The organism is Pseudomonas sp. LBUM1671 (assembly GCF_059695685.1).
Genome location: NZ_CP166782.1, coordinates 2997458 through 3012385, shown reverse-complemented (window position 1 = coordinate 3012385; position 14928 = coordinate 2997458). Strand labels below are relative to the sequence as shown.

At 59.0% G+C, this 14928-nt stretch carries 11 protein-coding genes; all 11 read left to right on the top strand.

Annotated features, from left to right (window positions below):
• Positions 1 to 95: 95 nt before the first annotated feature.
• The 11 genes from ACA060_RS13915 (at position 96) to ACA060_RS13865 (ending at position 14926) form a co-directional block, all read left to right on the top strand.
• The gene (locus ACA060_RS13915; RefSeq protein ID WP_497317966.1) at positions 96 to 983 is read left to right on the top strand and encodes a phosphatidylinositol-specific phospholipase C domain-containing protein; all 888 of its coding nucleotides are present in this window, start codon (positions 96 to 98) and stop codon (positions 981 to 983) included.
• Between the two features lie 80 nt (positions 984 to 1063).
• A complete protein-coding gene (locus ACA060_RS13910; protein ID WP_109631010.1) occupies positions 1064 to 1969 on the top strand; it encodes an AraC family transcriptional regulator in 906 nt (301 codons plus the stop codon).
• A gap of 339 nt (positions 1970 to 2308) precedes the next feature.
• Positions 2309 to 3619, top strand: coding sequence for an ABC transporter substrate-binding protein (locus ACA060_RS13905; RefSeq protein WP_497317964.1), 1311 nt, complete (start codon positions 2309 to 2311; stop codon positions 3617 to 3619).
• Positions 3620 to 3686: 67 nt separating this feature from the next.
• Positions 3687 to 4613: a carbohydrate ABC transporter permease gene (locus ACA060_RS13900; protein ID WP_109631004.1), complete on the top strand. Its 927-nt coding sequence runs from the start codon at positions 3687 to 3689 to the stop codon at positions 4611 to 4613.
• Between the two features lie 10 nt (positions 4614 to 4623).
• Complete coding sequence (locus ACA060_RS13895; RefSeq protein ID WP_283180389.1) at positions 4624 to 5454, top strand: carbohydrate ABC transporter permease; 831 nt, start codon at positions 4624 to 4626, stop codon at positions 5452 to 5454.
• 32 nt (positions 5455 to 5486) lie between these two features.
• On the top strand, positions 5487 to 6590 hold the full coding sequence (locus tag ACA060_RS13890; RefSeq protein WP_497317962.1) for an ABC transporter ATP-binding protein: 1104 nt from the start codon (positions 5487 to 5489) through the stop codon (positions 6588 to 6590).
• A gap of 15 nt (positions 6591 to 6605) precedes the next feature.
• A complete protein-coding gene (locus ACA060_RS13885) occupies positions 6606 to 8078 on the top strand; it encodes a mannitol dehydrogenase family protein (RefSeq protein ID WP_497317960.1) in 1473 nt (490 codons plus the stop codon).
• Between the two features lie 168 nt (positions 8079 to 8246).
• Positions 8247 to 9743, top strand: a complete 1497-nt coding sequence (xylB, locus tag ACA060_RS13880; protein WP_497317958.1) for a xylulokinase — start codon at positions 8247 to 8249, stop codon at positions 9741 to 9743.
• Positions 9744 to 9756: 13 nt separating this feature from the next.
• Positions 9757 to 10701, top strand: coding sequence for a carbohydrate kinase family protein (locus tag ACA060_RS13875; RefSeq protein ID WP_497317956.1), 945 nt, complete (start codon positions 9757 to 9759; stop codon positions 10699 to 10701).
• A gap of 371 nt (positions 10702 to 11072) precedes the next feature.
• Complete coding sequence (locus ACA060_RS13870) at positions 11073 to 13364, top strand: type VI secretion system Vgr family protein (protein ID WP_497317954.1); 2292 nt, start codon at positions 11073 to 11075, stop codon at positions 13362 to 13364.
• Complete coding sequence (locus ACA060_RS13865) at positions 13361 to 14926, top strand: hypothetical protein (protein WP_497317952.1); 1566 nt, start codon at positions 13361 to 13363, stop codon at positions 14924 to 14926. The genes ACA060_RS13870 and ACA060_RS13865 overlap by 4 nt, the downstream gene beginning before the upstream one ends.
• Positions 14927 to 14928: the final 2 nt, after the last annotated feature.

Sequence of the window (14928 nt, the reverse complement as noted above, 5' to 3'; positions counted from 1 at the left end):
ATACGCAGGCGATCAATACGGATGTGGCACGTCGCCACATCCCCACCTGAACGGTTTCGCTCACGGATGGAGCGAATCAACGACAAGGAACTGTCATGACCCGCAATACAGCAATCACATTAGATAAACGCCGGTGGATGAGTAACGTACTCGACATCGGCCGGTTGAAGCTGACCGATCTTGTCTGGCCCGGCACGCACAATGCCGGTATGGACAAAAAGGCACCCAACTACGAGGTGGTGCTCGGTAACTGGACGACCTGCCAGAACGATTCATTTGCCTGGCAATTGGCTAATGGCGCACGAGCGTTCGATATTCGGCTCGGCTATACCGCCGGCCCACAAGACCCGGTGTTCTATTTCCATCACAACGGCTACCAATCCCACCGCATTCTTGATGAGTTGATCGACGCGGTGACGGCTTTCCTCGATGAAAATCCCGACGAGTTCATCCTCTTCGATTTCCACCAGCTGGGTGATGCGTCAAAACCTTTCGACCACTCGCAACTCTATGATTTGCTGATGCGCCGCCTGCGTTTGCGCCTGATCTCTGCTTGGGGTGCATACAGGACCATCGAGCAGCTCAAGAACGACAGTTTACAGCGCCGTATTGTCCTAGCCGCACCGCCGAATCTCGCGGTGTACAGCGATAATTTCTGGCCATCAATCACGCATAAGTGGAATGGCAAAGTATTCACTGACGCCAGCGACCTGCAATCCCATATCCGCACCACGCTCATAGACGCGCCCTATACGACATTTCTGTGGTCGTTGCCGGCGACATGCTATTCGCTGCTGGGCGGGCCCCAGCACATCAAAACCCAGATCGACGACTGGTTTCACACCACCCGCGACTGGGTCACCCGCTGCAGCGTCATCAGCACGGATTTCTTCGAGGAGTCGGAAATAGTCCGCTACTGCTGGAGCGCCAACAGCATGAAAGCTGTTTACGGCGAAGCCTTGCATGATCGGGAACCCGCCTGACACCGGGTCGCTGTACGCTGGCATTCCTTACCCGGAAAGAGGCATGATCAGGGCGCAATGACAATAAGAAGCGCCCTGACATGACCCGAACCGCCAGAGTCACCGACCCCTCCTACGAACTGATGGACGACCACAACGGGTTGTCGATCATCTATCGCCAGCATGGATTCCCCTGCCCGCTGGTGCGCTGGCATTTTCACAAGGAATACGAACTGCATCTGATCGTCGCCAGTTCCGGCAAGGTGTTCATCGGTGATTACATTGGCAACTTTTACCCGCAAAGCCTGTTCCTGACCGGGCCTAATCTGCCTCATAACTGGATCAGTCAGGTGGCCGAGGATGAGGTCGTGCCCAAACGCGACATGCTGGTCAACTTTACGGATGAGTTGTTCGAAAGCGGTCATCAGGTGTTCGCTGAACTCAAGTCCCTGGCCCCTCTGCTGGAGCGTGCGCAATACGGCATCGAATTTCGTTGCAAGCACACCATCCGCCAGGCGACCACGTTGATGCAACGCATCGCCGACACTCAAGGCGTGACCCGGCTTGGGCACTTTTTTATCCTGCTGGAACTGCTCGCGGCGTCGGACGACTTTCAATTACTGTCGGGCGCCACCACGCCGCAACTGGCGGATGAACACAACATCGACCGCACCAACCGGGCGGTGGATTACATTTTTGCGCATTACGCCCGCGACTTGCCGCTGGAAGAAGTCGCCGAGCACTTGGGCATGAAGCCGACTTACTTCAGCCGGGTGTTCAAACAGGCTACCGGCCGCTGCTTCATCGAGTTCGTCAATCGCCTGCGCATCAGCAAATCCTGCGAGTTGCTGGCCGATGGCGACAAGCCGGTGACCGATGTGTGTTTCGAATCCGGCTTTAACAATATTTCCAATTTCAATCGGCGTTTTCAGCAGCTCAAGGGCATGACGCCTTCGCATTACCGGCGGTTGGCGGTACAGCGGCTGACCGAACAGAATCTAGGTTAAAAACACAATTCTTGTGGGAGCGGGCTTGCCCGCGATGGCGTCGGCACATTCATAATTGATGTGGCTGACATTGCTGTCGCGAGCAAGCCCGCTCCCACAAGTGCTGTATTTACGGCCTGAAACCTGTACATATCCGATGTCACACTATCAAGAAGAGGCGCTTTCCTGTGCCTTCTGTTGAAAACCCCAGTGCAAAATAGTATCGATTCAAGTGCGATGGATGATTTGTCTCATCCTCAATTGAAGGCTGTAATCAGTGCACATTCTTCCTGCCGTCGGAAGACACAAAAACAATAACTGTCCTTCTGTCCCCCATCGGGTGCAGAAAAGGAGTGCACGATGCAACCTTCTGTAAAAGCTCTGCTTGCCCTCACCTGCATGACCCTCAGCAGCGTCAGCCTCGGCGCTCAGACCCTGACCATCGCCACCGTCAACAACAGCGACATGATCCGTATGCAAAAGCTCTCGAAAACCTTCGAGGCCGAGCACCCGGACATCAAGCTCAATTGGGTGGTGCTGGAAGAAAACGTCCTGCGTCAACGCCTGACCACTGACATCGCTACCCAAGGCGGGCAATTCGATGTGCTGACCATCGGCATGTACGAAGCCGCACTGTGGGGCGCCAAGGGCTGGCTGGAGCCGATGAAGGATTTGCCTGCGACTTACGCTCTCGACGACGTATTCCCTTCGGTGCGTGAAGGCCTTTCGGTGAAGGGCTCGCTCTACGCCCTGCCGTTTTACGCAGAAAGCTCCATTACCTATTACCGCACCGACCTGTTCAAGGGCGCCGGGTTGATCATGCCCGAGCACCCGACCTGGACCCAGATCGGTGAATTCGCCAGCAAACTCACCAATAAGGACAAAGAACAGTACGGCATCTGCCTGCGGGGCAAGGCCGGCTGGGGCGAGAACATGGCGCTGATCACCACCGTCGCCAATGCTTACGGTGCGCGCTGGTTCGATGAGCAATGGAAGCCGGAATTCACCGGTCCCGAGTGGAAAAACGCGCTGAACTTCTACGTCGACACGATGAAGAAGTCCGGCCCGCCGGGCGCGTCCAGCAACGGCTTCAACGAGAACCTGGCGCTGTTCAATAGCGGCAAGTGCGCGATCTGGGTCGACGCCAGCGTCGCCGGCTCCTTCGTCACCGACAAGACCCAAAGCAAGGTCAGCGAGCACGTCGGCTTCACCTACGCGCCGCACGAGACAACCGATAAAGGTTCGGCCTGGTTGTACTCCTGGGCGCTGGCGATCCCTACCAGTTCCAAGGCCAAGGACGCGGCGAAAACCTTCAGTGCCTGGGCGACCTCCAAGGAATACGGTGCGCTGGTTGCTGAAAAAGATGGCATCGCCAACGTACCGCCCGGCACTCGGGCCTCGACCTACAGCGAGGCTTACATGAGTGCAGCGCCGTTTGCCAAGGTCACGCTGGAATCGCTGAAAGCGGCGGACCCGAGCAAGCCGACCCTCAAGCCGGCGCCTTACATTGGCATTCAGTTGGTGACCATTCCTGAATTCCAGGCGGTGGGCACCCAGGTCGGCAAGCTGTTTTCGGCGGCGCTGATCGGCCAGACCACGGTCGACCAGGCGCTTGCGGCCGCCCAGCAAACCACAGAACGCGAGATGAAGCGCGCCGGTTATCCCAAATAACCCCTCGCCACAAAAGCCCGCTCCCACATTTTGATCTTCGTCTGTCTGTCCTAATCGGTTAAATGCCATGAATATTTCAACTGCCAAAGCTCACATGGACATCCCCCAACCGGTGCGTAAAAGCCGGTTGGCCAATCCCGGCTGGTTTCTGGTCAGCCCCTCGGTGGCGTTGTTGCTGCTGTGGATGATCGTGCCGCTGGGCATGACCGTTTACTTTTCGATGATCCGCTACAACCTGCTCTACCCCGGTGAAAACGAGTTCGTCGGGCTGGAGAACTTCACCTACTTCCTGACCGACTCGGGGTTCATGCCGGGCGCCACCAACACCCTGTTGCTGGTCGGCAGCGTGTTGCTGATCAGCGTGGTCCTGGGTGTGTTGATCAGCGCGTTGCTGGAAGCCAGTGAATTCCTCGGCCGCGGTATCGTGCGGGTGATGCTGATCTCGCCGTTTTTCATCATGCCCACGGTCGGGGCGCTGATCTGGAAGAACCTGATTTTCCACCCGGTCTCGGGGATTCTCGCCTACGTCTGGAAACTGTTCGGCGCGCAGCCGGTGGACTGGCTGGCGCATTACCCGCTGCTGTCGATCATCATCATCGTCTCCTGGCAATGGCTGCCGTTCGCGATCCTGATCCTGATGACCGCCATGCAGTCTCTCGACCAGGAACAGAAGGAAGCCGCACGCCTCGACGGCGCCGGGCCGATCGCGATTTTCTGGCACCTGACCTTGCCGCACCTGGCCCGGCCGATTGCGGTGGTGGTGATGATCGAAACCATCTTCCTGCTCTCGGTGTTCGCCGAAATCTTCACCACCACCAACGGCGGCCCCGGCTATGCCTCGACCAACCTCGCGTACCTGATCTACAACCAGGCGCTGGTGCAGTTCGACGTCGGCATGGCGTCCGCCGGCGGCTTGATCGCGGTGGTGATCGCCAACATCGCGGCCATCGTGCTGGTGCGCATGATCGGCAAAAACCTGACCGACAAGACTTGAGGCCTGCGCCATGACCCTTCAACAATCCCGCCGTCTGCAAAGCCTGCTGCTCGGCACCCTGGCCTGGGCCATCGCGATCCTGATCTTCTTCCCGATCTTCTGGATGGTGATGACCAGTTTCAAAACCGAAATCGATGCGTTCGCCACGCCGCCGCAGTTCATCTTCACGCCGACGCTGGAGAACTACCTGCACATCAACGAGCGCAGCGACTACTTCAGTTTTGCCTGGAACTCGGTGGTGATTTCCTTCAGCGCCACGGCCCTGAGCCTGCTGATCGCGGTGCCGGCGGCGTACTCGATGGCGTTCTACGAAACCCAGCGCACCAAAGGCACTCTGCTGTGGATGCTCTCGACCAAGATGCTGCCGCCGGTGGGCGTATTGATGCCGATCTACCTGCTGGCCAAGAGTTTCGGCCTGCTCGATACGCGCATCGCACTGATCGTGATCTACACGCTGATCAACCTGCCGATCGTGGTCTGGATGATTTACACCTACTTCAAGGACATCCCCAAAGACATCCTCGAAGCCGCGCGCCTGGACGGCGCGACCCTGTGGCAGGAAATGGTCCGGGTGCTGCTGCCGATCGCCAAGGGAGGTCTCGCGTCCACGGTGTTGCTGTCGCTGATCCTGTGCTGGAACGAGGCGTTCTGGTCGCTGAACCTGACCTCGTCGAAGGCCGCGCCGTTGACCGCATTGATCGCTTCCTACTCAAGTCCCGAAGGTCTGTTCTGGGCCAAGTTGTCGGCGGTCTCGACGCTGGCCTGCGCACCGATCCTGATCTTCGGCTGGATTAGCCAGAAACAACTGGTCCGCGGCCTGTCGTTCGGCGCCGTGAAATAGCCCTCAAAGAATAAGCACAAAGGAGCGCCACCATGGCCAACCTGAAAATCAAGAATCTGCAAAAAGGCTTCGAAGGCTTTTCCATCATCAAGGGCATCGACCTGGAAGTGAACGACAAGGAATTCGTGGTCTTCGTCGGCCCGTCGGGCTGCGGTAAATCCACCCTGCTGCGCCTGATCGCCGGGCTGGAAGAAGTCAGCGGCGGCACCATCGAACTCGATGGCCGCGACATCACCGAAGTCAGCCCGGCCAAGCGCGACCTGGCGATGGTGTTTCAGACCTACGCCTTGTACCCGCACATGAGCGTGCGCAAAAACATGTCGTTTGCTCTCGACCTGGCCGGCGTGCCGAAAGCCGAAGTGGAAAAGAAAGTCGGCGAAGCGGCGCGCATCCTTGAGCTGGGGCCGATGCTCGAACGTAAACCGAAACAGTTGTCTGGCGGCCAGCGTCAACGCGTGGCCATCGGCCGCGCCATCGTGCGCAACCCGAAAATCTTCCTGTTCGACGAACCGCTGTCGAACCTCGACGCCGCTCTGCGGGTGCAGATGCGTCTGGAACTGTTGCGTCTGCACAAAGACCTGAAAGCCACGATGATCTACGTGACCCACGATCAGGTTGAAGCGATGACCATGGCTGACAAAGTGGTCGTCCTCAATGGCGGCAAAATCGAGCAAGTCGGCTCGCCGCTGGATCTGTATCACCAGCCGGCCAATTTGTTCGTCGCAGGCTTTCTCGGCACGCCGAAAATGGGTTTCCTCAAGGGTAAAGTCACCCGCGTCGAAAGCCAAAGCTGCGAAGTCCTGCTGGACGCCGGCACCCGCATCACGCTTCCGCTGGCTGGCGCCAATCTGAACGTCGGTGGCGCCGTAACCCTGGGCATTCGTCCGGAGCACCTCAACCTCGCGCAAACAGGCGACTGCACCTTGCAAGTCACTGCCGACGTCAGCGAACGCCTGGGCAGCGACACCTTCTGCCACGTCGTGACCGCTTCCGGCGAAGCGCTGACCATGCGCGTTCGCGGCGACCTGGCCAGCCGCTACGGCGAAGTCTTGAGCCTGCACCTGGACGCCGAACACTGCCATTTATTCGATGCCGACGGCGTGGCGCTGACCCGCCCGTTGCGCGCAGCGGCCTGATTTAGAGAGCCTGTGATGAAACTCAATAAACACAACCTCAACCGCCTCGCCTCCGAGGTGGTCCTGCCGGCCTACACCCTGAGCGATACGCGCCAGGGCATCGCCCACATTGGCGTCGGCGGTTTTCACCGTGCTCATCAGGCGTATTACACCGACGCGCTGATGAACACCGGCGAAGGCCTGGACTGGGCGATTTGCGGAGTCGGCCTGCGCGCCGAAGACCGCCGCGCCCGGGACGATCTGAAGGAGCAGGACTACCTGTTCACCCTGTTCGAACTCGGCGATACCGACGACACCGAAGTCCGGGTCATCGGTGCAATTCGCGACATGCTGTTGGCCGAAGACGGCGCGCAGGCGTTGATCGACAAACTCGCCAGCCCAGAGATCCGCATCGTTTCGCTGACCATCACCGAAGGCGGCTACTGCATCGACGACAGCAACGGCGAGTTCATGGCCCACCTGCCGCAAATCCAGTACGACCTGGCGAACCCGAACGCACCGAAAACCGTGTTCGGCTTTCTCTGCGCCGCACTGGCCAAACGCCGCGCCGCCGGCACGCCGGCCTTCACCTTGATGTCTTGCGATAACCTGCCGCACAACGGCGCGGTCACCCGCAAAGCCTTGTTGGCGTTCGCCGCTTTGCGCGATGCCGATCTGCGCGACTGGATTGAGAGCAACGTCAGCTTCCCTAACGCCATGGTCGACCGCATCACCCCGATGACCAGCACCGAACATCGCCTGCAACTGGCCGACAAACATGCGCTGGACGATGCCTGGCCGGTAGTCTGCGAACCCTTTGTGCAATGGGTGCTGGAAGACAAGTTCGTCAACGGGCGTCCGGCCTGGGAAAAGGTCGGCGTGCAATTCACCGACGACGTCACGCCCTATGAAGAGATGAAAATCAAACTGCTCAACGGCAGTCACCTGGCCCTGACGTATCTGGGGTTTTTGAAGGGTTATCGCTTCGTTCACGAGACCATGAATGACCCGCTGTTCGTGCGTTACATGCGTGCCTACATGGACTTGGATGTCACACCGCAACTGTCGCCCGTACCGGGGATTGATCTGACGGACTACAAGAACACGCTGGTGGCGCGCTTCTCTAATCAGGCGATTGCCGATCAGCTGGAGCGGGTGTGTTCGGACGGGTCGTCGAAGTTTCCCAAGTTCACTGTTCCGACGATCAATCGCCTGATTGCCGATGGCCGGGAGACCAAGCGCGCCGCGTTGGTGGTGGCAGCCTGGGCGTTGTATTTGAAGGGGGTGGATGAGAATGGCGATACCTACTCGATACCCGATCCGAGGGCTACGTTCTGTCAGGCATTGGTGGCGGATGATGCGTTGATTACCCAGCGGTTGCTGGAGGTTGAAGATATCTTTGGTACGGCGATTCCGCGTTCGCCGGAGTTTGTGGCGGCGTTTGAATGGTGCTGTAACAGCTTGCGAGAGGTGGGGGTTTCGCGGACGTTGGAGCGGGTGTTGGCGTAAGTGCGGCGGTGAAACCACTGCCGTCTTCGCGGGCAAGCCCGCTCCCACAGTGGTCTGTGGTGGAACACAGATTTGTGAACGACGTTGATCCCTGTGGGAGCGGGCTTGCCCGCGATGACGGACTGACAGGCAGCCCATATGTTGAACCTGACGATCCAAGGACCTTCGATGGCAAACCAACAATTATTCCTCGGCATCGACTGCGGCACCCAAGGCACCAAAGCCGTGATCCTCGACGCCCACAGCGGGCAGGTCCTCGGTCAGGGCGCCGCCGTGCACTGCTTGATCAGCGGCGCCAACGGTCGGCGTGAGCAAGACACCAGCCAGTGGCTGGAAGCGTTCACCCTCGCCACTCGCCGCGCCTTACTCGCCGCGAAAGTCGACGGCCAGGACATCCTCGGGATCGGTGTCTCCGGCCAGCAACACGGCCTGGTGCTGCTCGACGAACAGGGCCAGGTGTTGCGTCCGGCCAAGCTCTGGTGCGACACCGAATCCACCCCGGAGAATGACCGTCTGCTGACTCACCTCGGTGGCGAAAAAGGCTCACTGGAACGCCTCGGCGTGGTCATCGCGCCGGGCTACACCGTGTCCAAACTGCTGTGGACCAAAGAACAGCACCCGGACATTTTCGCCCGAATCGCCCGCATCCTCCTGCCCCACGATTACCTCAACCACTGGCTCACCGGCCGCAGTTGCAGCGAGTACGGTGACGCCTCCGGCACCGGCTATTTCAACGTGCGGACCCGTCAATGGGATTTGCAATTGCTGCGCGACATCGACCCGACCGGCCGCCTGCAAGCCGCGCTGCCTGAGTTGATCGACGCGCATCAAGCGGTCGGCACGATCCTGCCGAGCATCGCCGAACACCTGGGCATCAACCCGCAAGCGCTGGTGTCCAGCGGTGGCGGTGACAACATGATGGGCGCGATCGGCACCGGCAACATCAAGCCCGGCGCGATCACCATGAGCCTCGGGTCTTCGGGGACGGTGTACGCCTACTCCGAGCAGCCGAAAGTCAGCCCGGATGCGTCAGTCGCGACCTTCTGTTCTTCCAGCGGTGGCTGGCTGCCGTTGATCTGCACCATGAACCTGACCAACGCCACCGGGGTCATTCGTGAGCTGTTCGAGCTCGATATCGAGCAATTCAATGATCTGGTGGCAGAAGCACCCATCGGTGCCGACGGCGTGTGCATGTTGCCGTTCCTCAACGGTGAACGCGTCCCCGCCCTGCCCCATGCCACCGGCAGCCTGCTCGGCCTGACCATGACCAACCTGACCCAAGCCAATCTGTGCCGTGCCGTGGTGGAAGGCACGACCTTCGGTGTGCGTTATGGACTAGACCTGCTGCGCCAGAATGGCTTACAAAGCCGCAGCATTTGCCTGATCGGCGGCGGTTCGAAAAGCCCGGTGTGGCGGCAGATCGTCGCCGACATCATGAACACCCCGGTCATCTGCACCGAACAAAGCGAAGCCGCCGCCCTCGGCGCGGCGATTCAGGCGGCGTGGTGCAAGTCTTGGGCAAACGGCCACGAGGACAGTCTGGCGGACCTTTGCGAGCGTTGCGTGAAGCTCGATCCAGCCAGTGAAACCTTGCCGATTGCGCAAAATGTGGCGGCCTGTCAGCAGGCCTATGAACGCTATCAACAGCATGTCGTAACCCTTTAACGAGCGAATAATTATGTATCTGGTGTGTGGCGAAGCGCTGTTCGATTTCTTCAGTGAAGACGACGCCAGCGGCCTGGCTTCAAAAGTGAATTTCAAGGCGATTGCCGGCGGTTCGCCGTTCAACGTCGCCGTCGGACTGCGGCGGTTGGGCGTGGACGCGGCACTCTTTGCCGGACTCTCCACCGACTACCTCGGTCGACGCTTGCAGCAGGTTTTGCAGAATGAGGGCGTGCGTCCCGACTACCTGGTGGACTTCGCCGCACCGACCACGCTGGCAATGGTCGCGGTCGGCGCCAATGGCTCGCCGCACTACAGCTTTCGCGGTGAAGGTTGCGCAGATCGTCAGCTTAAATCCGAGCACCTGCCGGAGCTGGGGCCTGACGTGCGCGGTTTGCACATCGGCTCGTTTTCCCTGGTGGTGCAGCCGATTGCCAACACGCTGCTGGCATTGGTGCAGCGTGAAAGCGGCAAACGCTTGATCAGCCTTGATCCAAACGTGCGACTCAATCCCCAGCCCAACATCGACCTATGGCGGTCGCGGATTGCGACGCTGGTTGAGTTGGCCGACTTGATCAAAGTCAGCGATGAGGATTTGAGCCTGCTGTATCCCGAGCAGGATCCGCAGCGGGTTATCGAGGGTTGGTTGCAGCACCGTTGTCAGTTGGTGTTTTTGACCCGCGGTGGCGAAGGTGCGACGGTGTTCAGCCGCAAGCATGGCTCATGGTCAGTGCCGGCCAGCGCAGTGAAAATCGCCGATACCGTGGGCGCGGGGGATACGTTCCAGGCGGCGGTGATTACCTGGCTGACGGAGCAGCAGCTGGATTCGGTTGAAGGTGTGCAATCGCTTGAGCGCGAGCAAATCGACGGGATGTTGAGGTTTGCGGTGAGTGCCGCGGCGCTGACCTGCAGCAAGACCGGGCCGGATTTGCCGTATCGGCAGCAGTTGGAAATGCGCTGAATGTAAGGCCCTCATCGCGAGCAGGCTCGCTCCCACAGTAGATCTTCAGTGAACACAGGTTGTGTGCCCGGCAACGATCCAATGTGGGAGCGAGCCTGCTCGCGATGGCGATGTAACACACGCCGCCAATCCAACGGTCACACCATCGAAAGCCTGAAATGACTGTCAATTCGGGATCGCCGCAAAGGTGTGACGCTGTCATGTTCAGGAACGGATGACGAACTAAGTCCAGCATTCATTGGCCCAAACCGTGTACCTAGGGGTTTTCCTGATAGCCCAAGGCATCCACACCTACGCCATTTGCGCCTTGAACGAGGCGGTTTAATGCTGCACCATCCGCACCAGCTTATTCAAAGGACGGAATTAAAGGCATGCTGGACGCGAACGCAACCCATATTTCCCTGACGCTGGAAGGCGTTTCCGTTGACCTGCAAGTGCTCAGCTTCGTCGGTCGCGAAACCCTCAATCAGCCATTCTGTTTCGACATCGAACTGGTCAGCGCCCGTCCCGACCTGAAGCTCGAAGAGTTGCTGCACAAGCCTGGCTGCCTGACCTTCGGCGCAACCGGCGAAGGCATCATTCACGGTCTGGTCTATCGCATCGAGCAAGGCGACTCCGGCAAAAGCCTGACGCGCTACAGCATCAGCCTGGTCCCGCAACTCGCTTACCTGCGCCACAACCATGACCAGCAGATTTTCCAGCATTTAAGTGTGCCGAAGATCATCGCCCAGGTACTGGAGGCGCGCGGCATCCTGTCTGACGCCTACAGTTTCCAGCTCGGCGCGATCTACCCCGAGCTCGATTACTGCGTCCAGTACGACGAATCCGACCTGCATTTCATCCAGCGTCTGTGTGAAGAGGAAGGCATTCACTTCCACTTCCAGCACAGCGCCAGCGGCCACAAACTCGTCTTCGGCGATGACCAGACGGTGTTCCGCAAACTCGCGCCCGTGGCCTACCAGCAAGACTCCGGCATGGCCGCCACGAAACCGGTGATCAAGCGCTTCAACCTGCGCCTGGAAACCCGCACCACCCGCGTCAGCCGCCGCGACTACGACTTCGAGAAACCAAGCATCCTGCCCGAAGGCGCCGCCAAGAGCACCTTCGCGCCGGACCTCGAAGACTACGACTACCCTGGCCGCTTCACCGACCGTGCACGCGGCAAGCAACTGGCGACCCGCGCGCTGGAACGCCATCGCAGCGATTACCAACTGGCCGAAGGCAAAGGCGACGAACCCACCCTGGTCAGCGGCCACTTCATGGCCCTGAGCGAACACCCGCGCGCCGAGTGGAACGACCTCTGGCTGTTGCTCGAAGTCGTGCACGAAGGCAAGCAGCCGCAAGTGCTCGGCAAAAACGTCACCAGCGACGTCACCCACAACAAAGATGATTTCCATCAGGGCTACCGCAACACCTTCCTCGCCACCCCGTGGGACGCACACTTCCGCCCGGCCCTCGAACACCCGAAACCGAAAGTCCTGGGCAGCCAGACCGCCATCGTCACCGGCCCGCCCGGCGAAGAAATCCACTGCGACGAATACGGCCGCGTCAAAGTGCAATTCCACTGGGACCGCGACGGCCAGGCCAACGACAAGACCAGTTGCTGGCTACGCGTCGCCACTGGCTGGGCCGGCAGTGCCTATGGCGGCATCGCCATCCCGCGCGTCGGCATGGAAGTCCTCGTCACCTTCCTCGAAGGCGACCCCGACCAACCGCTGATCACCGGCTGCCTGTTCCACAAGGAAAACGTCGTCCCCTACGACCTGCCGGCGAACAAGACCCGCAGCACCTTCAAAACCCTCAGCTCACCGGGCGGCAAGGGTTACAACGAGTTCCGTATCGAAGACAAGAAAGGTGCGGAACAGATCTACCTGCACGCCCAGCGCGACTGGGATGAAAACATCGAGCACGACCAGAAGATCCGCATCGGCAACGAACGCCATGACACGGTCGAGGCCAATATTTTCAGCGAGTTCAAGGTTGAAGAACACCGCATTACCCATCTCGACCGCAAGACCGAAGCGCGGGCGGATGATCACCTGACCGTGGCGGTAACTCAGCATTTGAAGGTGGGGACAGCGCAGTTTGTCGAGGCGGGTCAGGAGATTCATTACCACGCTGGCGAGAAGGTGGTGGTTGAAGGCGGGATGGAACTGACGGCCAAGGCTGGCGGGAGTTTCGTCAAGGTTGATGCGGGGGGGGTGACGATCAGTGGGGCTGAGGTGAAGGTGAACACTGGGGGCTCGCCTGGGGTGGGGACAGGGATTGGAATCCTCGCCCCCCTCATACCCGGCCTCGCCGCCGCCGACATCGCCGGGCACCTGATGCAACAAGCCAAGCCCAACCCGACCTGGCTGGAATTGAACCTGAACTACGACAACCTTGAGCCGGTGCCGGGTGCGTCGTATCGCGTTGACTTCGCCGATGGCTCCACGCGTGAAGGCGTGCTGGATGACGACGGCTTCGCCCGATTGGAAGATGTGCCGAAAGGACCGGCCAAAGTGTATTACGGCGAGGATCCGAGGCCGTTCAATCGTGAAAGCGTAACGGTCGTACAGAACTCGGACGAGAAAGTTAACGAAGATTTACGCAAGCTCGGCCTGGACCCGGATCAGGTTGATTTACAAGCATTAGTGGAGAAAGCCGCAGGGAGGCTGACATGAGCGAGGCAGTAGCTGAGAGCGCAAACGAGGGTGGCGAAGACCGTAGCGCCGCTTATCAAGAAGCAGCGATTGAACTGGCAAAAGGTATCGCGCTCGGCGCAGTGCCGTTTCTGGGCCAGGCCATCGACGCCTACGACACTATCGAATCCTCTATCGTCCTCTACAACGCAGAGTCAACGGATGGTAAGGAAGACGCGCAATTCGATCTGTTGATGGCCGTGATCGGCTGGGTTCCAGGACCGGGCGACGGCCTGAAGAAGAGCTTGCGAATCGTCAACAAAGACCCGCAACGCTACGCCCCGGTCCTGTTCGACCTGCTTCGCTTCGTCCTCCAGGAATGCGGGGTTAAAACCAGCCCTGAAGAGCTGCTCAAACAGATTTTCGACGCGGGAAAACTGCGTTCCGAACTCGACGAAATCATCACCGGCGTGAAAGGCTCCTCTACGTTCCAGAGCCTGCCCAACTGGGCCAAAACATCGGTAGTCACCGTCCTCGCAGCCTCCCGCGACAACATGCCGGCCATGGTCGGCATCGTTGAGAAGCGGCTGCTTAAATGGAAAGGCATGCAGCGCAACAGTTCTGCGGCCTCCTCCGGCTCAAGCCACCCGAAAAGAGCGGAAAAGCCTGCCAACAAAGACTCGGCCGTTGCGGCAAAGGGCACCGATGGCGCGAGCGGCACCCATTCCAACCAGGTCGAAGCCTCCAAGGTAGGCCTTCAGGCCCCGTCCAGCATTTTGAATGAAGGATTGGGGGTGAGTGGGGAGCACATTGCCGACTACATCTGCGCAGTGGAGTTTGGCTGGGGCAAGGATTGGGATGGGCATGACAAGGGCGCGGATGGGAAGTGGCTTGAGGGTGTGCCGAGTGCGAGTAAGACGGGGAAGCTCTCAAAGGGTGGGAGCCCCAAGGCCCGCCATGTGCTTTACAAGTTGACAGATGGTGCTAACGGAACTGGCATTGATGCTGTCTGGCGCGCCAATCCTGCCACGAACGACGGAAAAAAATTTGCGATTGTTGAGGCAAAAGCAAGTCGCGACGAAGATGGCCCGAAGTTTATGCGTAAACCCAATAACACCCGTAAACCCGGTGTCGCCTCAAAGCTGGGTGTTTCGGGTGTAACCGATCCAAGTGAGTTGCTGGAGCCTCTAGAACCCGAACAAAGCGTCTATCCTGATAAGAAAAAAGGGAAACTTGCGAAATCTAAGACTGCCCCTGCTCCAATCGATAAAACAAAAAATAAGCCTGCTAAAAGAACCAAAGAAATACTTGTACAAATGAGCAAGGAGTGGATCCAGAAAAACATTGGCGATGCTGTATCTGAACGACTAGCCGATCAGGTTTCGGCTTCGTATAGCCGGCATTTATTTTATGCCCCTTTGTACCATCCTAAACAAAGCCCAAAAGAACACGCCGAGGCTCGACTGAACAACAGCGATGAAACAACCCACACCAGCCATTCTGCGTTCCATTACGCCGACAGCGAAATCAAGTCCTTTGTGAACAAGCGAAAAAAATCTCTTGCCGCAAAACACGGGGCACTACCTTCGCTGACCATCGAGTAATA

Coding starts and splice junctions, on each gene's coding strand:
- ACA060_RS13915 (WP_497317966.1), top strand. CDS start 96: ATGACCCGCAATACAGCAATCACATTAGATAAACGCCGGTGGATGAGT.
- ACA060_RS13910 (WP_109631010.1), top strand. CDS start 1,064: ATGACCCGAACCGCCAGAGTCACCGACCCCTCCTACGAACTGATGGAC.
- ACA060_RS13905 (WP_497317964.1), top strand. CDS start 2,309: ATGCAACCTTCTGTAAAAGCTCTGCTTGCCCTCACCTGCATGACCCTC.
- ACA060_RS13900 (WP_109631004.1), top strand. CDS start 3,687: ATGAATATTTCAACTGCCAAAGCTCACATGGACATCCCCCAACCGGTG.
- ACA060_RS13895 (WP_283180389.1), top strand. CDS start 4,624: ATGACCCTTCAACAATCCCGCCGTCTGCAAAGCCTGCTGCTCGGCACC.
- ACA060_RS13890 (WP_497317962.1), top strand. CDS start 5,487: ATGGCCAACCTGAAAATCAAGAATCTGCAAAAAGGCTTCGAAGGCTTT.
- ACA060_RS13885 (WP_497317960.1), top strand. CDS start 6,606: ATGAAACTCAATAAACACAACCTCAACCGCCTCGCCTCCGAGGTGGTC.
- xylB (WP_497317958.1), top strand. CDS start 8,247: ATGGCAAACCAACAATTATTCCTCGGCATCGACTGCGGCACCCAAGGC.
- ACA060_RS13875 (WP_497317956.1), top strand. CDS start 9,757: ATGTATCTGGTGTGTGGCGAAGCGCTGTTCGATTTCTTCAGTGAAGAC.
- ACA060_RS13870 (WP_497317954.1), top strand. CDS start 11,073: ATGCTGGACGCGAACGCAACCCATATTTCCCTGACGCTGGAAGGCGTT.
- ACA060_RS13865 (WP_497317952.1), top strand. CDS start 13,361: ATGAGCGAGGCAGTAGCTGAGAGCGCAAACGAGGGTGGCGAAGACCGT.